The 22738-nt window shown below is 73.8% G+C and carries 21 protein-coding genes; 6 read left to right on the plus strand and 15 right to left on the minus strand.

Annotation, left to right across the window (positions count from 1 at the left end; genetic code table 11):
• Positions 1–50: 50 nt before the first annotated feature.
• Entirely contained in the window at positions 51–1082 is a 1032-nt protein-coding gene (locus tag ACWER9_RS17145) for an ABC transporter substrate-binding protein (RefSeq protein WP_452302739.1), read from the minus strand.
• Positions 1083–1155: 73 nt separating this feature from the next.
• Here ACWER9_RS17145 and ACWER9_RS17150 point away from each other — a divergent pair, with 73 nt between their 5' ends.
• The 5 genes from ACWER9_RS17150 to ACWER9_RS17170 are packed head-to-tail and all read left to right on the plus strand — an operon-like array spanning position 1156 to position 6760.
• Complete coding sequence (locus ACWER9_RS17150; RefSeq protein ID WP_452302740.1) at positions 1156–2268, plus strand: FecCD family ABC transporter permease; 1113 nt, start codon at positions 1156–1158, stop codon at positions 2266–2268.
• Positions 2265–3293, plus strand: coding sequence for a FecCD family ABC transporter permease (locus ACWER9_RS17155; RefSeq protein WP_452302741.1), 1029 nt, complete (start codon positions 2265–2267; stop codon positions 3291–3293). Before ACWER9_RS17150 ends, ACWER9_RS17155 begins: the two co-directional genes overlap by 4 nt.
• Positions 3294–3322: 29 nt before the next feature.
• Positions 3323–4147: an ABC transporter ATP-binding protein gene (locus tag ACWER9_RS17160; protein ID WP_452302742.1), complete on the plus strand. Its 825-nt coding sequence runs from the start codon at positions 3323–3325 to the stop codon at positions 4145–4147.
• Positions 4144–6213 carry a penicillin acylase family protein gene (locus ACWER9_RS17165; protein WP_452302743.1) on the plus strand — a complete coding sequence of 690 codons (2070 nt, stop codon included), beginning with the start codon at positions 4144–4146 and terminating at the stop codon, positions 6211–6213. The genes ACWER9_RS17160 and ACWER9_RS17165 overlap by 4 nt, the downstream gene beginning before the upstream one ends.
• Positions 6203–6760, plus strand: a complete 558-nt coding sequence (locus ACWER9_RS17170) for a GNAT family N-acetyltransferase (RefSeq protein ID WP_452302744.1) — start codon at positions 6203–6205, stop codon at positions 6758–6760. The genes ACWER9_RS17165 and ACWER9_RS17170 overlap by 11 nt, the downstream gene beginning before the upstream one ends.
• A 62-nt stretch (positions 6761–6822) precedes the next feature.
• Here the strand turns inward: ACWER9_RS17170 and ACWER9_RS17175 are convergent, their stop codons facing one another.
• From ACWER9_RS17175 to ACWER9_RS17190, 4 genes are all read right to left on the minus strand, one after another.
• Positions 6823–10539: a S8 family serine peptidase gene (locus ACWER9_RS17175; protein ID WP_452302745.1), complete on the minus strand. Its 3717-nt coding sequence runs from the start codon at positions 10537–10539 to the stop codon at positions 6823–6825.
• 383 nt (positions 10540–10922) lie between these two features.
• Positions 10923–11531 (minus strand): bifunctional 4-hydroxy-2-oxoglutarate aldolase/2-dehydro-3-deoxy-phosphogluconate aldolase, encoded by a 609-nt coding sequence (locus ACWER9_RS17180; RefSeq protein ID WP_452302746.1) that lies wholly within the window; start codon positions 11529–11531, stop codon positions 10923–10925.
• 48 nt (positions 11532–11579) lie between these two features.
• Entirely contained in the window at positions 11580–12605 is a 1026-nt protein-coding gene (locus ACWER9_RS17185; RefSeq protein WP_452302747.1) for a sugar kinase, read from the minus strand.
• Positions 12606–12689: 84 nt separating this feature from the next.
• Positions 12690–13550 (minus strand): S1 family peptidase, encoded by an 861-nt coding sequence (locus ACWER9_RS17190; RefSeq protein WP_452302748.1) that lies wholly within the window; start codon positions 13548–13550, stop codon positions 12690–12692.
• 170 nt (positions 13551–13720) lie between these two features.
• On the opposite strand from ACWER9_RS17190, the gene ACWER9_RS17195 reads away from it, so the two are divergent.
• Complete coding sequence (locus tag ACWER9_RS17195) at positions 13721–14899, plus strand: low temperature requirement protein A (protein ID WP_452302749.1); 1179 nt, start codon at positions 13721–13723, stop codon at positions 14897–14899.
• 10 nt (positions 14900–14909) lie between these two features.
• Here the strand turns inward: ACWER9_RS17195 and ACWER9_RS17200 are convergent, their stop codons facing one another.
• From ACWER9_RS17200 to ACWER9_RS17245, 10 genes are all read right to left on the minus strand, one after another.
• On the minus strand, positions 14910–15482 hold the full coding sequence (locus ACWER9_RS17200; protein WP_452302750.1) for a nucleosidase: 573 nt from the start codon (positions 15480–15482) through the stop codon (positions 14910–14912).
• Positions 15483–15524: 42 nt separating this feature from the next.
• On the minus strand, positions 15525–15983 hold the full coding sequence (locus tag ACWER9_RS17205; RefSeq protein WP_452302751.1) for a GNAT family N-acetyltransferase: 459 nt from the start codon (positions 15981–15983) through the stop codon (positions 15525–15527).
• Positions 15984–15993: 10 nt separating this feature from the next.
• Complete coding sequence (locus ACWER9_RS17210; protein WP_452302752.1) at positions 15994–16644, minus strand: TetR/AcrR family transcriptional regulator; 651 nt, start codon at positions 16642–16644, stop codon at positions 15994–15996.
• Positions 16645–16814: 170 nt separating this feature from the next.
• Positions 16815–17546: a RibD family protein gene (locus tag ACWER9_RS17215; RefSeq protein WP_452302753.1), complete on the minus strand. Its 732-nt coding sequence runs from the start codon at positions 17544–17546 to the stop codon at positions 16815–16817.
• On the minus strand, positions 17543–18235 hold the full coding sequence (locus ACWER9_RS17220; RefSeq protein WP_452302754.1) for a GTP cyclohydrolase II: 693 nt from the start codon (positions 18233–18235) through the stop codon (positions 17543–17545). Before ACWER9_RS17220 ends, ACWER9_RS17215 begins: the two co-directional genes overlap by 4 nt.
• Before the next feature lie 58 nt (positions 18236–18293).
• On the minus strand, positions 18294–19232 hold the full coding sequence (locus tag ACWER9_RS17225; RefSeq protein WP_452302755.1) for a lysylphosphatidylglycerol synthase domain-containing protein: 939 nt from the start codon (positions 19230–19232) through the stop codon (positions 18294–18296).
• A 66-nt stretch (positions 19233–19298) separates the two neighbouring features.
• Positions 19299–20117, minus strand: coding sequence for a class I SAM-dependent methyltransferase (locus ACWER9_RS17230; protein WP_452302756.1), 819 nt, complete (start codon positions 20115–20117; stop codon positions 19299–19301).
• On the minus strand, positions 20114–21160 hold the full coding sequence (locus ACWER9_RS17235) for a glycosyltransferase family 4 protein (RefSeq protein ID WP_452302757.1): 1047 nt from the start codon (positions 21158–21160) through the stop codon (positions 20114–20116). The genes ACWER9_RS17230 and ACWER9_RS17235 overlap by 4 nt, the downstream gene beginning before the upstream one ends.
• Positions 21157–21555 (minus strand): 6-pyruvoyl trahydropterin synthase family protein, encoded by a 399-nt coding sequence (locus tag ACWER9_RS17240; protein ID WP_196926417.1) that lies wholly within the window; start codon positions 21553–21555, stop codon positions 21157–21159. The genes ACWER9_RS17235 and ACWER9_RS17240 overlap by 4 nt, the downstream gene beginning before the upstream one ends.
• A gap of 2 nt (positions 21556–21557) precedes the next feature.
• Positions 21558–22541, minus strand: a complete 984-nt coding sequence (locus tag ACWER9_RS17245; protein WP_452302758.1) for a dehydrogenase — start codon at positions 22539–22541, stop codon at positions 21558–21560.
• Positions 22542–22738 lie beyond the last annotated feature (197 nt).

The raw sequence follows: 22738 nt of genomic DNA on the forward strand, positions 1-22738 counted from the left end.
AGCCGGAACCCACCCCGGGCGCGGCGGTGCGCCCGGGGATGTGGTGTTCGTCAGCTGACCTTCTTCGCGTTCCGGATGGCGGTGGCGAGGTTCTCCAACAGCGGCGCGGAGCCGGCGTACGAGAAGCGGGGTACCGCGTCCCACGGGCTCACCTGGTTGGCCTTGACCGCCGGCAGTTGCTGCCAGGTCGGCTTGGCGGTCAGGTCCTTGGCCTGCAGCGCGGTGCTGCGGTTGTCGAGCAGGATCAGGTCGGCGGGGAACTTGCCGGCACTCTCCCAGCTCAGCGCCTCGAAGTAGTCGCCGGCTTCGAGCTTGGTGGGGACCACGATGTCGACGCCCAACTCGGCGAAGTACATCAGGTCGGTGCTGACCTTCGGGTTGGAGACGTAGAAGAGGTCGGGGCTGCCGGAGCAGGCCATCACCTTGATTCCTGGGTTGGCCTTGACCGCCTGGCGGACCGCCTCGGCGGCGGCGTCGAAGCGGGCCTTGCCGTCGGTGACCTTCTTCGCGGAGAGGTCCGCGCCGAGGGCTTCGGCGAGCGCCGCGTACCGCTCGATGGGCTTGGTCATCGGCACCCGGGCGGTGGTGATCGCGACACTCGGCGCCAGCGGAAGGATCTTGGCCTTGCTCTCGTCCGGCACGTACCAGAGCGCGTCCGGGTCGTACATGTGGGTGACGAGCAGTTCGGGGCGCAGGGCCGCGTACTTCTCCAGGCTGAACTCGCCCCAGACGTTGCCGAGGATCTCGACGCTCTCGACGTTCAGGTCGCCGGCCTGCGGGTCGGCGGTGCCATCGGCGCGCTTGGTCTCGCCGAACACTCCGACGAGCTGCTTGTCGAGACCGAAATCGATCAGGGCTGCCGCCACGCCGGTGAAGGCCACCACGCGGTTCGGACGGGCCGGGGCCTCGACCTTCGTGCCGCGGTCGTCGGTGAACGACCAGGGTCCACTTCCGTTGCCGGCGGCGGGCTTCGCGGTGTCGTCCTTGCCGCAGGCGGCGAGCAGGGTGGTCAGCGCGGCGGCGCCACCGGCGGCCAGCAGGCCACGGCGGGAGAGACGGCGGGTGGACAGGGCATCGGGCATGGTGTTGTCTTTCGATCAAGGGTTGGCCGGGGTCGACCGGGGCAGCGGGGTTAGGTTAGCCTAACCTCGGTCATTGTCAACAGCGGTTCGCCGTTTCGCCACCATCCCGGAGCCCACACTGGACGCCACACCCACCGTCACCCGACCGGCACCGCCCGTGCCGGCCCGGGAAGCGGCCCCACCCCCGAACCGACGTGGTCGTCGGGTGGCACGTGCCGCCGGCCTGGTCGCCGCCGTGGCGTTGCTCGCGGTGATCGTGGTGCTCAGCATCGCGCTCGGCGCGAAGGCCATGCCGCTGGCCGACGTCTGGTCCGGGCTGCTGCACCACGACGCCACGGAGTACGCCGTGGTGCACCGGATGCGCCTGCCCCGCACCCTGCTCGGTCTGCTCGCCGGCGCCGCCCTCGGGGTGGCGGGCGCGGTCATGCAGGCCCTCACCCGCAACCCGCTCGCCGACCCCGGCCTGCTCGGCATCAACGCCGGCGCCTCCGCGGCCGTCGCCACCGCCGCCGCGTTCCTGGGCGTCACCGCCGTCGGCGGGTACGTCTGGTTCGCGCTGCTCGGCGCGGCGGTGGTGACCGCCCTCGTCTACGCCGTCGGCGGCGGTCGGGGCGCCACCCCGGCCCGACTCGCGCTGGCCGGAGCGGCGCTCAACGCCACCCTCTACTCGTACGTGAGCGCGGTGATGCTGCTGGACACCGCCTCGCTGGAGCGGCTCCGATTCTGGACTGTCGGCTCGCTGGCCAGCGCGGACCCCGCGACCGTGACCCGGGTGCTGCCGTTCGTCCTCGTCGGGCTGCTGGTCGCGCTCGGCGCGGCGCGTCCGCTGAACGCGCTGGCGCTCGGTGACGACGCGGCGCGAGCCCTCGGTGCTCGCCCCGCCCTGATCCGCGCCGCCGTGATCGTCGCGGTGACCCTGCTCTGCGGCGCGGCGACCGCCGCCTGCGGTCCGATCGTCTTCGTCGGGCTGCTGGTGCCGCACCTGGTCCGCGCCCTGACCGGCCCGGACCTGCGGTGGCTGCTGCCGTACTGTGCGGTGCTCGCGCCCGCGTTGCTGCTCGGCGCCGACGTGCTCGGCCGGGTGCTGGGCCGCCCCGGGGAACTCCAGGTCGGCATGGTGACCGCCGTGCTGGGCGGCCCGCTCTTCCTGTGGCTGGTCACCCGGCGGCCGGTGGCGCGACCGTGACCGCCATCCGTACCCCTGGGGGGTTGTCGGTGCGGTTCCGGCCCCGCGCGGTGGCTGTCGGTGCGGTGGCGGCGGTGCTCGCGGCCGGGTTCGGTCTGGTGGCCCTGGGCAGTGGTGACTACCCGATGGGGCCGGCGGACGTGCTGCGCACGCTTACCGGCGGTGGCACCCTGGCGGAGCAGTTCATCGTGTTCGACCTGCGGCTGCCCCGACTGGTCACGGCCCTGCTCGTCGGTGCGGCGCTGGCGCTCGCCGGCGCGGTGTTCCAGTCGCTGGTCCGCAATCCGCTCGGCAGCCCGGACATCCTGGGCTTCACCCAGGGCGCGTCGACCGGGGCACTGGTGGTGGTCGTCCTCGGCGGCAGCAGCCTGGCACTGGCCGGCGCCGCGGTCGTCGGTGGTCTCGGCACCGGCCTGGTGATCTACGCGCTCGCCTGGCGGCGCGGAGTGCACGGCTACCGGCTCATCCTGGTCGGCATCGGGGTGGCCGCGATCCTGACCGGCGTCAACGGCTACCTGCTCACCCGGGCGCCGCTGATGGACGCCGCCCGCGCGGTGCTCTGGCTGACCGGCAGCCTCGACGGGCGCGGCTGGGCCAACGCCGGGCCGCTGCTCGCCGTCCTGGTCGTGGTGGCGCCGCTGGTGCTCGTCGGCTGCGCCCCGGCGCTACGGATGATGGAGTTGGGCGACGACGCGGCGAGCGCCCTGGGTGTGCCGGTACGCCGGCTCCGCCTGGTGCTGCTCGCCGCCGCCGTGCTGCTGGTCTCGTTCGCGGCGGCCGCCGCCGGGCCGGTGTCCTTCGTGGCGCTTGTCGCCCCACACGTGGCGAAACGACTGACCCGGGCACCGGGCCCGAACCTGATGCCGTCGATGGCCGTCGGCGCGGCGCTGCTCGTCGGCGCCGACCTGCTGGCCCAACGCGCGTTCGCCGGGCACCAACTCCCGGTCGGCGTGGTGACCGGCGTGATCGGCGGCGGTTACCTGGTCTGGCTGTTGGCCATCGAACGCCGGGCGGGCCGGCTGTGAACACCCGTGACGCCCTCGAAGGAGCACCCATGCGACCCGGCGATTCCCGGCTCGGCGGCACCTCGCTGACCCTCGCCTACGACAAGCGCACCATCGCCGAGAACCTGACCGTGGCGGTGCCCGACCGATCCTTCACGGTGATCATCGGCCCCAACGCGTGCGGCAAGTCGACGCTGCTGCGCGCGCTGTCCCGGATGCTGCGCCCCAGCGCCGGAGCGGTGCTGCTGGACGGACGGGACATCCACGACCTGCCGGCCCGCACGGTGGCCCGTACGCTCGGCCTGCTGCCGCAGACGTCGATCGCACCCGACGGCATCAGCGTCGCCGAGCTTGTCGCCCGGGGGCGCTACCCCCACCAGGGGCTACTGCGGCAGTGGTCGCGCGAGGACGAACGGGTGGTCCAGGAGTCGATGGCCGCGACCGGGGTCGACGACCTCGCCGACCGACCTGTGGACGAGCTGTCCGGCGGGCAACGGCAGCGGGTCTGGATCGCCATGGCGCTGGCCCAGCAGACCCCCCTGCTGCTGCTCGACGAGCCGACCACGTACCTCGACATCGCCCACCAGATCGAGATCCTGGACCTCTGCGCCCGACTGCACGAGGAGCAGGGCCGCACGCTCGTCGCGGTGCTGCACGACCTGAACCACGCGGCCCGCTACGCCACCCACCTGATCGCCATGCGCGACGGACGGGTGGTGGCCGCCGGAGAGCCGACGCCGGTGGTCACCGCCGACCTGGTGACGGAGGTGTTCGGGCTGCCCTGCCGGGTCATCGACGACCCGGAGACCGGCACCCCGCTGGTCGTCCCGGCGGCCCGCCGCCGCGCCACCGCCCTGGCCCCGGAGCCGGCGTGAGCGGCGGCGAGCGAACCGGCACGCGTTTCCGCGACCCGTGGGGCGTCCCGCACCTGCGCGCCGACGACCCGCTCGCCCTCGCCACCGCGCAGGGCCGGGTGACCGCGTACGACCGGGCCTGGCAGATCGAGGTGGAACGGCACCGGGCCCGGGGCGGCAGCGCCGCGTTCCTCGGCCCCGACGCGCTCGGCTGGGACCGTTTCGTCCGGCAGGTCCGGCTCGACGACACCGCGCGCCGCTGCCACGCCGCGCTGGACCCGGCGACCGCCGAGTGGGTGGGCGCCTACGTGGACGGCGTCAACGCCGGTCTCGCCGCCGGCGCGGCCCGGTCGCCGGAGTTCGCCGCCACCGGGCTGCGCCCGGGGCGGTGGGAACCGTGGACACCGCTCGCGGTCTGGCTGGGCCACCACATCCTGTTCGCGGGCTTCCCCGGCAAGCTCTGGCGTGAGCACGTGGCGCGGCGGCTCGGGCCGGACGCGGTCGACAGGTTCGCCACCGACGGCCCGGCCGTCGCCGGCAGCAACGGATGGCTGCTCGCCGCCGAGCGCACCGGCACCGGGGCCGCGCTGCTCGCCGGCGACCCCCACCGGTTCATCGAGGATCCCGGCGTCTACCAACAGATCCGGTTGGCCTGCCCGGAGTACGACGTGGTCGGGCTGGCGGTGCCGGGTGTGCCGGGCATCGCGCACTTCGGGCACACCGGCGGGGTGGCGTGGGCGATCACCAACGCGATGGCCGACTACCAGGACGTGTACGCGGAGCGGCTGCGCCGCGACGGCCCCCGGGTGCAGGCACTCGGCCCGCAGGGCTGGCGTCCGGCGCACCGCCACGTGGAGACGATCGAGGTGGCCGGGGCCGAGCCGGTCGAGGTCGAGGTGGTGGAGACCGACCGTGGTCCGGTGATCGCCGGTGGGCCGGACGACGACACGGCCGTCAGTCTGCGCTACCCGCCCCGGGTCCGGGGTGACCTCGGTTTCGCGACGCTGCCGGAGCTGCTGCGCGCCCGTACCGTGGCCGACGTGGACCACGCGCTGCGGCACTGGGTGGAGCCGGTGAACGTGGTGCAGGCGGCGGACACCGCCGGAGGGCTGCTGCACCGGGTCGCCGGGGCGGTGCCGGTCCGACACCCGGAGAACGGCCGGCGGGTGGTCCCCGGATGGGACGCCGCGCACTCCTGGCGGGGCTGGTACGCGCCGATGCCGCGCGCCGAGGTGGTCGGTCGGTCGGTGATGGCAAACGAGCGCGGGCTTGCCGCGCCGCTCGGGGTGGAGTTCGCCCCACCGCACCGGGCGCACCGCATCGCCGAACTGCTCGACGCCCGTTCGGCCTGGACGGCCGGCGAGATGTCCACCGTGCACACCGACACGTACCTGGGCGCGGCCGGGCCACTGCTTGCGGTCCTGGACGAGTCGACGGGGCTCGGCCCGGCCGCCGCCGCGCTGCGCGAACGGCTGCTGAGCTGGGACCGCCGGATGGCCGCCGACAGTACGGACGCGGCGGCCTACGCCATGCTGCGGGCGGCTGTCGTACGCCGGATCGCCGCCCACCCGGCGCTGGCCGCGCTGGCCGAGCCGCCCGCGTACCCCGAGGTGTTCGCGCCCTGGTTGGCGCTGACGCCGCGCGTCGGTTACGCGCTGGAGCACCTGCTCGGCGCGGCGCCGCTGCCCGGTGTGGACGTCACCGCGCTGGTAGGCGCGGCGGCCGAGGAGGTCGCCGACGCGGCGGCCACAGCGGCGCCCTGGGGGGACCTGCACCGGCTGGCGTCCTGGCGGGCCCTGCCCGACCCGGATGCCGGGCCCGGCCCCCGGCTCGACGGTGACCACGACTGCGTGCTGGCCACCTCCAGCGTGCCCGGGGCCACCCACTGGTGTTTCCGGGGGCCGGCGGCGCGCTTCGTCTGGGACCTGGCCCGCCGCGCGGACAGCCGCTGGGTGGTCCCGCTCGGCGCCTGCGGGGTGCCCGGCGACCCGCACCACGACGACCAGAGACCCGCCTGGCTGACCGGTGAGCTGCTACCGGTCGTGACAGACTGGGACCACCTCGTTGAGGAGCCAGATGAGCACTGATGGCAAGCACTACCGCAGTGAGGTCACCGGGTTCGGGGTGGTCACCATCCGCGCGGTACGGCCGGACCACGACGTCGACCTGCTGCACGGGTGGGTGACCCAGGAGCGGGCCCGCTTCTGGGGAATGCGGGAGGCGAGCCGCGAGCGGGTGCACGAGATCTACGCGTACCTGGACTCGCTGAGCACGCACCACGCGTACCTGGTGCACCGCGACGGCGTGCCGTCCGCGCTGGCGCAGACCTACCAGCCCGAGGCCGACCCGGTCGGCGAGTGCTACGACGTACGCCCCGGTGACATCGGCGTCCACCTGCTCATCGGGCCGCCGGTGACGGTCGAGCGGGGTTACACCGGCGCGTTGTTCGGCGCGATCCTCGACTTCGTCCTCGCCGACCCGACCCGACGGCGGGTGGTGATGGAGCCGGACGCCCGCAACGACCGTGCCATCGACAGGTTCCTGCGCACCGGGTTCCAACCCGGACCGCTCATCGACCTGCCGGAGAAGCGCGCCCGCCTGCTCTTCCTCGACCGGCCGGTGACCACTGGCTGAACCGGGCACGGCCGCCGACCGGGGTGCGCGGGCACCCCGACCGGCGGCCGGCGGCTGTGGCGTCAGCGCAGGCCGAACGCCCGGGTGATGCTCTGGCTCACGGTGTTGCCGGCGGTGTCCCGCGCGGTGGCGCGCAGGCTCACGAAGCCGGCCTTCGCCGGTGCGGCCAACGAGGTACGCCAGCCGTCGCCGTGCCGGGTCAGCCGCTGCTTCTGCCAGCTCGCCCCGTCGTCGTAGGACACCTCGACGGTCACCGCGCCGATCGTGCCGGCAACGCCGGGCAGGTGCGAGGCGACAACGGTGAGCGGCGCCCGCCGCGACGCCTTCCCGTCCCGGTCGATGGCCACCTGGTAGTCCAGCTGGATCATCGGCAGTACCTCCGCCGACTCCTCCCCGGTGACCGCCGAGCTGAAGCCCCACTCGGTGCGGGTCTGCCGCGAGTACGGGTTGGTCCAGGCGGCCCGGTCGTTCTCCACCACCAGCCGGTACGGCAGTCGCTGCTCAGCCAGACCGGCGACCTGGAGGTACTCGGCGTTGCCCCAGTTCAGCTCCTTGTCCCCCTGGTAGAGGGTGGTCCGGTTGACCATGTCGAAGTTGGCGTACGCCTCACCGATGTGGCCGCCACCGTCGCCCCAACCGGGCGCGGGCAGGTAGACGGTGTCCAGGTAGCGCACGGGCGTGTAGTTCCCGCCCATCCGTGGGCGCTGGATCGGGCCGAACCAGGTGACGGTGCTCGGCCTGCCGGCCGGGTACGCGATCACCCCCACCAGGTGCTGGCCGGTCTCGCCGGCGATGTACGCGTCGTCGACCCACCGCTGGTCGGCGCTCACCCAGTCGGTGCGCCGACCCTGCGCCGGCGCGTTCTCCTGGTTGCTCGACGCCCAGCCCCGCCAGATGTCGGTGCGGAACTCCAACGCCTTGCCCGGCCGGTAGTTGCGGAACTCCACGTCCACCCGGGCCAGGTCCCGCTTCGTCGGCCGGTAGGTGGGGTCGCCCGGCACCGCGCCGGCCCAGTGGTGCGCCACGTCGTACAGGTAGCTGGTCTCCGGTTGCGACTCGACGGTCAGCCGCACCGCGCCGCGCTCCAGGGAGGCGATGAGCTGGTCGCCCTCGTCGGCGCCGAGCGTGGCCACGGTCACCGGGGCGGGGCTCTCCGGGCCCCACGCGAACTCGTCCCACGGCTGGAGCCGCCCGACACCGTCGTTGACGACGAGCAGCAGCTTGGCTCCGGCCGCCGCGGCGGCCTTCGCCTGGGTGGCGATGTCCACACTGTCACTGCGGCGGACCACCACGGCCCGGTCCCGGACCGGCCGCTTCGCCAACCCGGCCGCCGACGCGTCCGCGACGTAGACCGCGTCCAGCTGGCGGCGACCCTCCGGCAGCGCCGGGGTCGCCCGCTTCACCAGCAGGTCGTCGTACGAGCGGCCGCCCGCCGACACCGTCAACGCCGGCTGTTCGAGGCGCCACCGGGCACCGAACTCGAACTCGCCGTCGGTGACCTTACGGCCCGTCGGCAACGCCCACATGCTGTCGTACGAGTCGTCGGGCAGCACCTGGCTCTCGGTGAGGCTGGCTCCGGAGGACCTGTGGATGTCCATCCGCAACGACGTGGCGGTGGCCTCCTGCGGCACGACGGCCCGCACCTGCCGGGCGGCACGGGCGTCGAGGGTGACGGTCCGGTCCCGGTCCAGGGTGACGTCGGCGAAGCTGAGCATCGCCATGCCCTTGGACCGCGGCCCGTGCACACCGCGCACGTCCGCGGAGATCCAGCCGGACCAGGTCGCCACCGGCAGCCGCAGGGTCGCGGTGCCGCTCTCGGGCAGGTCCACGGCGGTGAACAGACCGTCGGTGGTGAGGATGACCTTGCCAACGAGCGGCTTGCCGTCGCGGTCCTTCGCGACGAGCGTCAGGTCCTGCCGTTGGCCCTCCTTACCCGCCCCGATCAGCGTGCGGCCACGGACCACACCGGCGTCGTCGGTGGCGACGACCATGCCGCTGACCTGCTTCTCCACCGGCAGCTTGTCGTACGCGGCGGTCACCGTCACAGTGGCGGTGCCGCCCGCCGGCACGGTGACCCGGTCGGCGGAGAGCGCGAACAGGCCGGTCGGCGCGGTGGCCGCGTCGAGGGTCACCTTCAGGGTGGCCGGCGTGCCGCCGACGTTGGTGTAGGTGACCGTCCGGTCGACGGTCATGCCGGGCTGCTGCGGCCACGCCTGGAAGCCGGAGTAGGCACTCGGGGTGGCGAAGACCGTGGCGTGCGCGGCGGCGACCGCGTCGACCCGACCGGCACCCGCCTGGTACGGGGTGTACCCGGGGGTGGCCTCGACCGTACTGACCAGTGCTTCCTTGATCCGCTGACCCGTCCAGTCCGGGTGCGCGGCGGCGACGAGCGCGGCCGTGCCCGCCACGTGCGGGGTGGCCATCGACGTGCCGCTCATCAGCGTGTAGTCCCCGGAGCCGCCCCGCACGAGGTGCGAGCGGGCCGCCAGGATGTCCACGCCGGGGGCGGTGATCTCGGGCTTGAGGCCGCCGTCGCCGGCGCGGGGGCCCTGGCTGGAGAAGTCGGCGAGGTGGTCGGTGCTGTCGACGGCGCCCACGGTGAGCGCGGAGTTCGCCGCCCCCGGGCTGCCGATGGTGGCCGGGCCGCTGTTGCCGGCGGCGATCACGAAGAGGGCGCCGGTCTCGGCGCTGAGGCGGTCGACCGCCTGGCTCATGGGGTCGCTGCCGTCGGTGGCCTCACCGCCCAGGCTCATGCTCACGACCCGGGCCTTCTGCTCCCGGGCCGCCCACTCCATCCCGGCGATGATCCAGGAGTCCTGGCCGCTGCCCTCGCTGTTGAGCACCTTGCCGATGTGCAGCCGGGCGCCCGGGGCGACGCCCCGCTCAGCGCCCCCGGACGCGGCGCCGGTGCCGGCGATCGTCGAGGCGACGTGCGTACCGTGGCCCTTGTAGTCGAGGATGTCGGGCTCCGACGGCACGAAGCTGCTGGACTCGGCGATCTGGCCGACGAGGTCCGGGTGTTCGGCGTCCGCCCCCGAGTCGAGCACCGCGACGTCGACGCCGGTGGCGGTGTTGCCCTCGGCCCACAGCTTCGGCGCACCGATCTGCGCGGTGGACTCGGTCAGGTCGCCGTGCACCCGGCCGTCCAACCAGACCTTCGCGATGCCGTTGGCCAGGGTGGGGGCGGCACCCGCACGACGGGCCGCCGATCCGGCGGTGAGCGCCGTCCAGAACCGGTCGGCGGTGGCACGCTTGCGGGTCAACGCCGCGCCCTGCACGCTGTCCAACTGTCGGACCAGCTCGGCACCGTCCACCGCGGGTCGGGTGCGGTTGCGGGCCGCCGCGTCGGTCATCGTCACGATCAGCGGAAGCACGTCGGTGTGCGCGTCGTCGTAGCCGTCGGCGATCAGGTCGGTGACGTTGAACAGTTGCCGGTCCAGCACGCCACTCGTGACATAGGACAGTGCGGCGTCCGGGTAGACGTAGGTGTCGCCGTCGCGCACCGTGCGGTGGAAGCTGGGGGTGCTGCCGTCCGGCCGGCGCACTGTGGAGACCGTGCTGCCGTCCGCCGCGGTGGTGACCGTGACCGTGTCACCGGTGATCAGGGTGACGGTGGACGCGCGTCCGGCGGCGGCCGGGGGTTGCCCCGCCGGACGATCAGGGTTGTTCGGCGGGGCGGCAGCCGCTCCCGCGCCGGGTGGGGTGAACCCGGCCGCCAGGGTGAGGGCGGCGCCGAGGGCGATCAGCCCGGATCGGCGGCGCCGGTGAGACAGAGCCACGATGACCTCTTTGTGTCGAGAAGTGGTACGCACCACAGCATCGACGTAAAGCCCACCCCAACCGCGCCCCAAACCCCGACGCACCTACGCCATGGCACAACCCCGCCACCCCCGCCGCCACCCCCGCGCCCTTCTTCGCCGCCGCCCCCGCCGTCGCCCCGCCCCCGCGCGCCGCGCGCCGCGTGCCGCCACCCTCCGCGAGCGTCCCCGGCCGCCGCGCGCGCCGTCCCCACCCGCCCTTCCTCGTCGATCATGGAGTTGTGGTGCCAGACATCAAACAGAAAGCGGCTTTTGCACCCCACCACAACTCCTTGATCGACGAGGTGTGGGGGCGCGGGGGCGGGGGCGGGGGCGCGGGGGCGGGGGCGCGGGGGCGGGGTGGGTTAGGGGGTTTGGCGGGTTAGTTTGGCTAGGGCGTCTAGCTGGGTTGGGTCGGCCAGGGCGGAGCCGACGGCTACGACGCGTACGCCTGCTTGCAGGAACGCGTCGGCGTTGCCGGCGTCGAGGCCGCCGGTGGCGACGAAGCGCAGCTGCGGCAGTGGGCCGGCCACGGCCGTGAACCAGGCCGGCCCGAGGGAGATCGCGGGGAACGCCTTGAGCCAGGTGAGACCGTGCCGTAGTGCCTGCTGGGCCTCGGTGGGGGTGGCCACACCGGGCAGGTGCGGCAGGCCCCGCGCGGCAGCGGCGTCGGCGACCGCGAGGTCCAGGCCGGGCGCGACGGTGAACCGGGCGCCCGCGTCGGCCGCCGCGGCGACCTGGTCGACGTCGAGCACGGTGCCGGCACCGACGATCCGGTCACGCTCGGCCCCCGCCTGGACGGCGGCCCGCAGCGCCGGCACCGCGTCGGCGGTGGCCACCGGAACCTCCACCACGTCGATGCCGAGGTCCCAGGCGCGCTCGGCGAGCCGAACGGTCTCGGCGACCGGCAGGCCGCGCAGGATCGCCATCACCCGGGCGCCGCCGAAGATGTGGTCGAAGTCCGGTGTGGTCATGGTGCACTCCATCCAGGGTCGCGGTGAAACTGTTGCCGACGGCCCGACTCAGGTCGTCGTCGCCGGGCTGGTCAGGTCGAGCGGCGACCAGGCGTCGGCGGGGGCGTCGATCAGCTTCTCGAACCAGGCCCACTCCGGGACCGGGGCGTTGTCGCCGCTGCTCGTCAGCGCCTGCGCGGCGACGAGGTGGCCGAGGCGTAACCGCCGTACCGGGTCGAGGTCGCGGAGCAGCCCGGCCAGGTAGCCGGCGGCGAACGCGTCGCCGGCGCCGACCGGCTCCACCACCGTCACCCGGGGAGCGGGCACGAAGACGGGTTCGGCGTCGCGGTCCAGTGCGGTGGCGCCGACCGCACCGTCCTTGACCACCACCGTCTGCGGCGCGGGAAGCAGCTCGCGTACGGCCCCCGGGTCGCTGGTGCCCCAGAGGGTCTCCGCCTCGTCCTGCCCGACGAAGACGAGGTCGCAGCGGTTGGCGAGGTCGCGCAGCACCGGCGCGGCCTGCTCGGCGGGCCACAGCCGGGCCCGGTGGTTGACGTCGAAGCTGACAAGCGCCTGCGCCAGCGGCCGGTCGGTCACCGCGTGCCCGACGAGCGCCCGGCAGGACGCGGAGAGCGCCGGGGTGATCCCGGACAGGTGCAGCACCCGGGCACCGGCCAACCCCGGGTCGGCAAGCGTGGCGGGGTTCATCCGGGACGCCGCCGACCCGGCCCGGTAGTAGTGCACGGAGGTGCCCTCCGGGCCCGGGTCCTTGACGTACAGGCCGGTGGGGGCGGCCGGGTCCACGCACACCTGGTCGACGCGGACGCCGGCGGCGGCGACGTGCCGGACGACGGCCCGCCCGAAGGGGTCGTCGCCGACCCGGCTCACCCAGGTCGTCCGGTGCCCCAGACGGGCCAGGTAACCGGCCACGTTGGACTCCGCCCCACCGACCGAGACGGCGACCCGCTCGGCACGTTCCAGCGGCTCACCCGGCGCGGGGCAGAGCACCACCATCGTCTCCCCCACCGCGGCCACCTCGACCGGCGGAAGGCCGGCCGGGACACTCGCCGGGTCAGGTCGGGGGGCGGTCGGCATCGGGCACACGTCCTCGCGGCGGGGGTGCTGGGCGTCGCCGAGCCTAGGTGTCCCGCGCGGGACGGGCAAGCGGTGTCCCGCCGGTCAGGGCAACGTCAACCCGTACGCGGCCAGCACCTCCGCGATCGGCTGGTAGAAGGTGGTGCCACCGGTGGTGCAGTTGCCGCTTCCGCCGGAGAGGATGCCGAGGATGGTGCCGGTGGAGGCCACGTAGAGCGGTCCGCCGCTGTCGCCCGGCTCGGCGCAGATGTTGGTGCGGATCAGTCCGTAGATCACGCCGGTGGCGTAGTTGACGGTCTGGTTGAGACCGGTGACCGTGCCGCAGCGCACCCCGGTGGTGCTGCCGCTGCGGCACACCGCCTGACCGACGTACGCGGTGCCGGGGCCGTTGATGGTCAACAGGCCGGGGTAGGTGTAGACCGCGCTGGGGTGGGCGATCCGGGCGGTGTAGCGGATCAGCCCGTAGTCGTTTGTGGGGTAGCTGGTGGCGGTACGGGTGCCGAGCACCGTCGTCTGGGCGCTGTCGGTGTACCAGGTGGCCGCCGCGGCGGTGCAGTGCCCAGCGGTGATCACGTAGTAGGTGCTGCCGCTGCGCGCGTTCGCGCCGAGCGAGCATCGTGCGCCGCCGCCGTAGATGCCCTGCCCGCCGGCGATCAGGGGACGCAGTGTTCCGGGTTCGCGGCGCAGCACCACGCCGGCCCGGTCGGTCACCGCCCGCAGTGCGGTCAGCTCGCTGGAGGCAACGGTGTCGTCGACGGTGAGGGTCATCCGGCCGGTGGCGGGGTCGAGGCCCCAGGCGGTGCCCGGGGTGCGTACCCCGGTCAGCAGGGTCACCGGGTCGAGTGCGGGCACGGCGGCCCGGTCGGGGACGGCGGCCTGCACGGCGCCGGGCGCGACGAGCAGCAGGATGGTCAGGACGAGGGCGACCAGCGGCGAGCGGCGCATCCGAACCTCCGACGAGATCGAGATTGATTGATGCGCTAAAGCATCACCCGGCCCCCAACGCCGTGGCAACCTCCGGTCGTCCTCTTCCCCGACCGGCGGGAATCGCCGATCCGGGGACGGGCCGCGCCGGCACCGCCGATAATCCTCGGAGACACGGCGGGAGGCCGGGCATGACCACCGGAGGCACCGCGGCACTGGTACGCCGGCCGGACGGGTCGACCCGGGCCACCCTGCTGGAGTTGCTCTTCGACGTGGTGTTCGTGGCGGCCCTCGCGCTGACGTCGACGCTGTTGACCGAGAACCTCTCCTGGTCCGGCGGCCCCAAGGTGCTGCTGATGTTGACGGCCATCTGGTGGACCTGGTCGGTCACCTCCACCACGACCGAGTTCTACGACCCGCAGCAACGTCCCATCCAGGCCATCCTGATGATCGCCATGGTCGGCTCGGTGGGGATGGCGGCGTCCCTGCCGATGGTCACCGACGGCCACGCGTTGATCTTCGCGGTCGCGTACGTCGGTACGCACGTGCTGCGCGGCATCATCCTGATCACGTCGTTGTATCGGCAGCGGCACCGGGCGGCCACGATCCGGGCCACCCGGTTCCTGTTCTGGTTCGTGGTGTCAGGCGTCTTATGGATCACCGGCGCGGTGACCGGCGACGTGAACTGGCCGCTCTGGATCATCGCCATCGCGATCGACCTGCTCTCCGCGGCGGCCCGCTACCCGACGCCCTGGCTGGGCCGGGTGCCGATCGACCAGTACGAGCGGACCACCGGGCACCTGGGCGAGCGGTACCAGCAGTTCCTCATCCTGGCGCTCGGCGACATCATCCTGGTGCCCACCATACGGGTCAGCCGTACCGATCTCGACGGCGTCCGGGTCACCGCGTTGTTCTGCGCGTTCGCGGTCATGCTGCTGATGTGGCAGGTCTACGTCTTCCGGGCCGGCGAGTTGCTCGAAGCCGGGGTGCGGGGTGGCCGACCGGCCCGGGTGGCCCCGTACACCCATCTGGTGATGCTTGCCGGCGTGGTCGGCACCGCGGCCGCGTTCGACCTGGTCGTCTCGCAGCCGACCGGGACGACACCGGCGCGGTGGCTCCTGCTGATCATCGGCGGTCCGATCCTGTTCGTGATCGGCCGCGCGCTGTTCACCCTGCTGGTGTCGACGAACGTGCCGTGGTGGCGGATGAGTTGCCTGATCGGGCTGCTGCTGGTGCTGCCCTGGGCCGGTCACTGGCCGCCGGTGCTGGTCACCGTGGTCGTGGCGCTGGGGCTGGCGACTCACGTCCTGCTGCCCGGAGCGGCCCGGGAGACCACGCCGGGCCTGCGGTTCAAACAATCCGGCGACTGACCCGGCCGACTCAGGCGACGTGTCGGGCGGCCCACTCGGCGAGGTCCCGGGCGCACGCGTCCACCGACTCCTGCCAGGTGCGGGCCGCGCCCTCCCCCGCCTCGTCGCTGACCTGCTTGACCAGCCGGCACGGCACGCCGGCCTGCGCGGCGGCCCAGGCCACCGCGTACCCCTCCATGTCGACCAGGTCGGCGCGCAGGGCCAACCGGTCCCGCGCCGCGTCGTCGGCCACGAACGTGTCACCGGTGGCCAGCACCGCGCCCTCGCTGGCCAGCGACAGTGGCGCCCCGTAGGTCTCGCCGGTGAGGGTGCGCAGCAGGTCGGTGTCCAGGTCGTGCTGGAGCACTGTGGCGACCTCGTGGATGCCGGTCAACCCGGGGCGCAACGCGCCGGCCGTGCCCAGGTTGAGCAGCAGAGACGGGCGCGGCCCGGCGGCGAGCACGGCGGCCACCGCGCTCGCGGCGTTCACCTTGCCCATGCCGGTGAGCAGCACCGGCAGCTCGGTCGGCAGGTAGCGGGCCTCCTCACCGACGGCGAGCACCATCAGCGGACGATCGGCGCGGACCGTACCTCGAAGATTCACCGGAGCATCGTACGAGTCGACTCCTCGGCCGGTGACGTCACCTCAGTCGGTGGAGTGGACGCCCACCACCTCGTCCTCGCTGGTCTCTCCGGTGAGCTGGAACCCGAGTTTCAGGTAGAACCGCTCCGGGCCGTCCGGTCCCGGCTTCCACGTCGTGTAGACGTGGTCGTGCCCACGGCGGCGGGCCTCGTCGCGGACGGCCTGAACCGCGAAGCGGCCGTACCCCCGGCCCTGCTGCTCGGCGGAGATGTTCAGCCGCCACAGCCCCGAGCGCCTGTCGTCCGACTGGGCCGGGTCCCACACGATGTCGAAGAAGCCCATCAGGAAGCCGACGATCTCGTCGTCCTCGACGATCAGGCGCGGCCACGCGATCTCGGGCTGGACGTACGCCTCGGCGAGGGACCAGGCCACCGGAGAGGAGAACGTCTCCTGGTCGGGTCGCACGCTCAGCCGGCACGCGGTTTCCACATTGTCTTGAGTGATCTTCACCAGTCGCGGCACGTCGGCCACCCTACCGAGCGCGGCCGCTCAACAGGCCGTCGAGCAGCCCGCGCAGGCCGAACCGGAACCAGGTGTCCAGGTCGGTGTCGGGACTGGTCTGCCCGGCCGCGGCCAGCCAGGGTCGTTCCCGGGTACGGCCGGTCCGCTCCAGCCGAGTGCGGGTCGCCGACCACCAGGCGTGGTAGGTCGCGTCGCCGGGGTCACGCCGGATGAGCAGGGCCATGCCCTGGATGTAGCCGCTGAGCGCCAGGTAGGCGCGGAACGCCTCGGCCGGGTCGTACCCGGCGCTGGTGAACGCCGCCACGACGCGGTCGACCATGGCGAGCACCGCCGGCCCGGTCGGCGGCCGGTCGGTGGCGAGGACGGCCAGCAGCCAGGGGTGACGGCGGTACATCTCCCACTCGTCCCTGGCCAACTGTTCGAGCCGCTGACGCGGGTCGCGGGGCAGCGGTGCGGCGCCGGGCACGCGGGTGGCGGTGATCTGCTCGGCCATCGCGGCGAGCAGGTCGGCCCGGTTGCGGACGTGCCGGTACAGGGCGTGGGCGGGCAGACCGGCGTGTTGGGCGAGGACCCGCATGGAGACGGCGTCCAGGCCGCCGGTGTCCGCCAACTCGACCGCGAGGGCGACCACCCGGTGGCGCGGGTCGCCGCTGCTCGGCATGGGCAGGCTCCGCACCCGGCGCGGGGTGCTGGTGGGGCCGTGCTCGCGACGTCTGCGGTACGCGCGGGCCTGACAGCGCCGGGAACAGTAGCGACGCGGGCGTCCCCGGCCGGTGGCGACGGGCAGTTCCGCATCGCACTCGACACACCGGACGCCCAGCACGCCGCCTCTCACCCCACCGGGCGGGCGGGGTCGGCGGCGGTGGGGCAGCGGTCGGAGAGGGCGTAGCGGAGCAGGACCACGTCGCCGATCTGGCGGGCCTCGGCCAGGCGGGCGCGGCGGCCCGGGTGCCAGGGAAAGCGGCCCTCGCCGACGAACCGGGGCGCCCGTCCGTCACCGACGAAGAACGGGGCGACCACCAGGTGCAGCTCGTCGGCGAGACCGGCGGCGAGGAACTGGGCGTGAACCGTCCCGCCGCCCTCCACCATCAATCGCTGTACGCCCCGCGCGGCCAGGTCGGTCAGCAACCACCCCGGGTCGACGGGTTCGCCCGCGTCGACAACGGTGGCCAGTCGGCCGACCCGTTCCCGGGTCTTCTCCAGCGCGCCGGTGGCGCAGTAGACGAGCCGGGCCGAATCACCGGCGGTGAAGAAGCGGGCCGCCGGGTCCAGGTCGCCCTGGGCGGTCAGGGTGACCTTGGTGGGCGAGGCGGGTCGGCCGGCCGCCACCCGCTCGGCGCGACGGCTCGGGGAGCGCACCAGCAGCCGAGGGTCGTCGCGGCGGACGGTGCCGGCTCCGACCATGATGGCATCGCAGCTGGCCCGGACCGCGTCGACGCGGTCCAGGTCCTCCTCGTTGGACAGCAGTAACCGCTGCTCGGAGGCGTCGTCGATGTACCCGTCGATGGAGGCGGCGCAACTCAGCAGTACGTACGGCCGCGTCGGCTCCGGCCGCCAGCTCATTGGGGGACGGGCCGCTCGGAGGGACGACCAGCACGCTCGTCCGCGGCTTCGGCTGCCTCGACCTCCGCCGCCTTCGCCGCCTTCGCCGCCAGGTAGTCGGCGTTGGCCGGTGAGAGGAAGACGCTCGTCAGCACCCGTTCGGCCACGTCCACGCCCAGCCGGGTCAACTGCTCGGCCTTGTCCGGGTTGCTGCTCAGCAGGCGGACCCGTGGCACGCCCAACGTGGCGAGCATCTGCGCGGCGGCGGTGTAGTCCCGCTCGTCCTCACCCCGGCCCAACGCGACGTTTGCCTGGTAGGTGTCCAACCCGGCGTCCTGCAACGCGTACGCGTCGAGCTTGGCGTACAGGCCGATGCCCCGGCCCTCCTGCCGGAGGTAGAGCAGGAAACCGCCGGTCTCGGCGATCCGCTGCACCGCCTCCCGCAACTGCGGCCCGCAGTCGCACCGTTGGCTGCCGAACACGTCGCCGGTCAGGCACTCGCTGTGCGGACGGACCAGCGGGGCTGCTCCCCCGGCGGCGAGCCGGTCCAGGGCACCGGCCCAGTCGCCGAGGCCGAGGGCCAGGTGCTCCCGACCGTCCACCAGGCCCTTGAACGTGAACACCCGGGCGGTCGTGCTGTAGCCGTCTGGGAACGCCAGCGGCACCGTGACCTGCGTACGAATCGTGGCAACCGGCAATGCTTCGGGCATGGGACTCCTTTGTCCGGCGGCACCGCCATCCGGCGACGCGTTCCGTCTCACAACCGACTCAACAGCCGCCGCCGGAGGCGGCTTCCCGGGCGGCGACCGGAATTCGACGTCGACGGGCCAGCAGCACCGCGGCCCCGGGCAGGCTGGCCACCAGCACCAGTGCACCGTAGACGGTCGCGGTGGCGACCCCCTCGGCCGCGCTGAGGCCGGCCGCGCCGAACACCCACGCCGCCACCCCCTCGCGCGGCCCGAAGCCGGCCACGTTCAGCGGCAGGCCCATGGCGAGCAGGGCGAGCAGCGTCAACGGCAGCAGTCGGGACAGTGGGGCGTCCGACCCGGCGGTGCGCGCCGCGACCAGGAAGGTGGCCAGGTGACCGGCGACCATCACGGCCGAGGCGACGAGCACACCGAACCAGGTGCGCCGCGCCAGCAGACCCGACCGGACGTCCGCCACGGCGGTGCGCAACGCCGTCGCCCAGCGGGATGCGCCACCGCTGGGAACGACCCGGGCCAGCAGCACGGCGACCAGCCCGCCGGCGACGAGCAGCGCGGCGGCGGCCGGCAGGTAGGGCCGGACCGGGGACGGGAAGGCCGCGAGCACCACCAGGGCGACTCCGACCAGGACCACCTGCCCAGCGGTACGCTCCCAGACCACCGCGCGGATGCCCCGGCTGACGTCACCGGCGTCGCGGCCGTGGCGTACCGCCCGGTGCACGTCGCCGAGCACCCCGCCGGGCAGGGTGGCGTTGAGGAACACGGCCCGGTAGCAGTGCGCCACCGCGGTCGCCAGGGGCAGGCGGACGCCGAGGCCGGTGGCGACCAGGCTCCACCGCCACGCCGCGCAGACCGTGGTGAGCACCCCGATGACCAGCGCCGCCGCCAACGCTGGCGCGTCGATCAGTCGTACTCCGGCGAGGAACGGGCCCGTGCCCACCTGCCACAGCAGGACGGCGAGCAGACCCACCCCGCCGACCACTCGTGCCCAGGCCCAGAACATCGGCGCCGGCCCTCCCCTTGAAGATCGTCCACTTGCCCTAGTCCACGTACCCAGGGCGTGAACGGTTCATCCACCGGCGAGGAGGTCGGTGTGGTCGACACGCACGGTGAGTCGACCGGCCGCCGCGTCGGCCAACCGACGGCGGGCGTACGCCTGGGTGGGGCCGGCCAGGTCGGGGCGCTGCTCGCAGGCCGCCCCGAGCCAGCCCCGGAACCACTCGGCGGTCAACTCGGCCTGCTCCGGGCCGAGACGCCACGGGCTGGGCCGTTCCCGCACGTCGACGCCGTGCCGGGCGAACGCGGCGGCGGTGGCGGCGGGGGCATCCGGACCGAGCAGCCGGCGGCCGTCGGAGGTACGCCGCTGGTGTTCGTTGAACGCGGCTTCGACCGTCTCGTCCAGGGGGTCGGCCGGGTCGAACCGGACCCGCCCGGTCACCGAGATGGCGAACAGGGCGGGCCGACCGACGCACGCCGCCACCACCCGCTCGACCTCTTCGGCGGTGAGCATGTCCAGCAGCGCGGACGCGGTGACCAGGGACCCGTCGGCGAGGTCGGCGGCGGTCAGCCGGGTGAGGTCACCGCAGCGGGTGTGGACGGTGACCGGAGCGCCGTCGGCGGCGGTCACCCCGCTCATGCCCTTGGCGGCCCGGGCCAGCAGGTCGGCGTCCCGGTCGTGCAGCACCCAGTGCTGTGGTCCGGGCAGCCGGGCGGCCAACCAGCGGCTCATCGAGCCGGTGCCGCTGCCCAGGTCGTGGACCACCGTCGGGGCGTCGCCGGTCAGCCGGGCCCGGACGGCCCTCAGCAGGTCCTCGGCACGCGCCGCCGCGTCGGCCGGTTCCCGCAGCCGCAGCCAGTCGGCGAACGGCAGGGTCTCCTCGGCGGTCATCCCGCCACCTCCTTCAGCACGCCGGCCAGCAGCGCGGTGGTCACCGGCCAGTCGGTCAGGGTGTCGCGCCTGGCGAGCGCGGCACGCCGCAGCCGGGCGCGCAGCGCGTCGTCGTCAAGCCAGCGGATCAGCGCGGCGGCCAGCGCCGCCGGGTCACCGGGCGGGACCAGCAGTCCGGGTCGGTCGCCGTCGGGCGCGTGGCCGAGCGCCTCCGGCAGCCCGCCCACCTCGGTGGTCAGCACCGGCAGGCCGCGGGCCAGCGCCTCGGTGACGACCATGCCGTACGTCTCGCCCCTCGACGGCAGCACCAGCAGGTCGGCGGCGGCGTACGCGTCGTCCAACGCCGCGCCGGTCAGAGGGCCGGCCAGGCGCACCCGCCCGGTGAGGCCCGCTCCGGTCAGCCTGTCGCGCAGCCGGTGCACGAGGTCCGGTTCCCGGGTCAGCGTGCCCGCGCAGACCATCGTCCAGCGCCGGCCGACAAGCGTGGCCATCGCGTCGACAAGCACGTCGTACCCCTTGTGACGGGTGACCGCCGCGACGCAGAGCAACCGGTCGCCCGCCGACGACCCGGCAGCCGGCGGCGCCGGCCGCACCCCGGGCGGCGCGGCCCGCACCCGGTCGGCGAGCGTCGGGTGCCGGGTCAGCAGGGCGCGGCGGGTCCACTCGCTCGTGGTGACGACGGCGCGCGCGGTGGCAAGCGCGCGGGCCTCCGCCTCGTCGTCGAGCGGCAGGTGCACCAGGACCACCAGGCGCAGCCGACGGGCGTGCGGGGTGAGCAGGCCCGGCACGGTCGAGGCGATCAGGCCGTCGATCAGCACCACGGCGTCGTCGGGTGCGGCGGCGAGCACCCCGGCCAACGTCGCCCGGTCGGCCGGCGCGGGCTGCGGCCACGCGCCGGGCACCGGGTGTTCGTGGACCGACCAACCGCGCTCGACCAGCCCGGCGCAGACCTGCCGGTCATAGGAGTTGCCGCCGCTTGGTGTCGTCGGGTCGTCGATGTCACCGGGCAGGACGACGTGCACCGCCCGGCCCGCATCGGTCACAGTGACCGCTCGTAGCTCGCCCAGGCGATGTGCGACTCGTGCAGGGTGACCGTGATGCCGGTCAGGTCCCGTGCCCCCGCGCCCAGCTCACCGGCGTGCACCCGCTCGACGAGTCGGTCCGCGACCGTGCGGGCCAGCACCTCGGTAGTGGTGTTCACCCCGGCGAAGGCCGCCTCGTCGTCGAGGTTGCGGTAGGTCAGCTCGCCCAGCACGGCCCGCAGCTGCTCGGTGGCCAGGCCGATGTCCACCACGATCCCGTCGGCGTCCAGGTCGGGACGCCGGAACGTCGCGTCCACCACGAACGTCGCGCCGTGCAGGCGTTGGGCGGGCCCGAACACCTCGCCTCGGAAACTGTGGGCGATCATCATGTGGTCCCGAACGGTCACGCTGAACACGGTCACTCCCCGTCGTCGTAGGTGATGAGGTGGCAGAGGGCGGGCAGGTCACCCGAACTCAGTCTGGCGAGCACGTCGGGCAGCTCCGCGAAGCGGGACGCGCCGGTGATCAACGCGTCGAAGGCCGGGTCGTCGAGCAGGTCCAGGGCGAGCGCCAGTCGGTCGGCGTAGCTGCGCCGTCCCCGGCGGGCGGGTGCCACCATGCCGACCTGACTGCTGCGCACGGTGAGTCGACCGGAGTGGAACGCGCCACCCAGTGACACCTGCACCGGGCGGTCGCCGTACCAGCTCAGCTCGATGACCGTCCCTTCCGGCGCGAGCAGGTCCAGCGACTGTTGCAGGCCGGCGGCGGTGGCGCTGGCGTGTACGACCAGATCCCGGTCACCGCGGGCGTCGGCCGGGTCGGCGAAGTCGACGCCGAGGGCCCCGGCCACCCCCGCCCGGCGCGCGTCGGTGTCGACCAACTCGACCTGCACGCCGGGGTACCGGGCGACCAGCGCCGCGACGCAGCAGCCGACCATGCCCGCGCCGATCACGGTGACCCGGTCACCGACGAGCGGCGCCGCGTCCCACAGGGCGTTGACGGCGGTCTCCACCGTGCCGGCGAGCACCGCGCGGGCGGCCGGCACCCCCTCCGGCACCGGCACCACGGCGCTCACCGGCACGACGTACGCGCTCTGGTGCGGGTGCAGGCAGAACACCGTGCGCCCGAGCAGCTCCGGCGGGCCCTGCTCGACCACGCCGACGCTCAGGTAGCCGTACTTGACCGGGCCGGGGAACTCGCCCTCCTGGAACGGGGCGCGCATCGCGGCGTACTGGTCGGCGGGCACCTTGCCGGCGAAGACAAGCGTCTCGGTGCCCCTGCTGATTCCGGAGTAACTGGCCCGGACCAGCACCTCGTCCGGGCCCGGGTCGGTCAACGACACCGGCCGGATCTCGGCCGCACCGGGTTCACGCACCCAGCAGGCGTACGCCTCGCGGTTCACCGTCGCGCACCTCACCTCTGCTCCGGGCCAGCCGATCGGCCATGTCGGGGTCCCCGGTCGGGTTGTCGATCATAAACACGGAGGTACGGCGCGCACAGTTCGAAGCACACCCGGCCTGATCTCTATTCGGACAAAAACGTCATAGCGGCACTTATGCCTCGATAAGCTCCCGTGGCACATTCGAACAACGGGGGCGT

Source organism: Micromonospora sp. NPDC003944, from assembly GCF_053605225.1.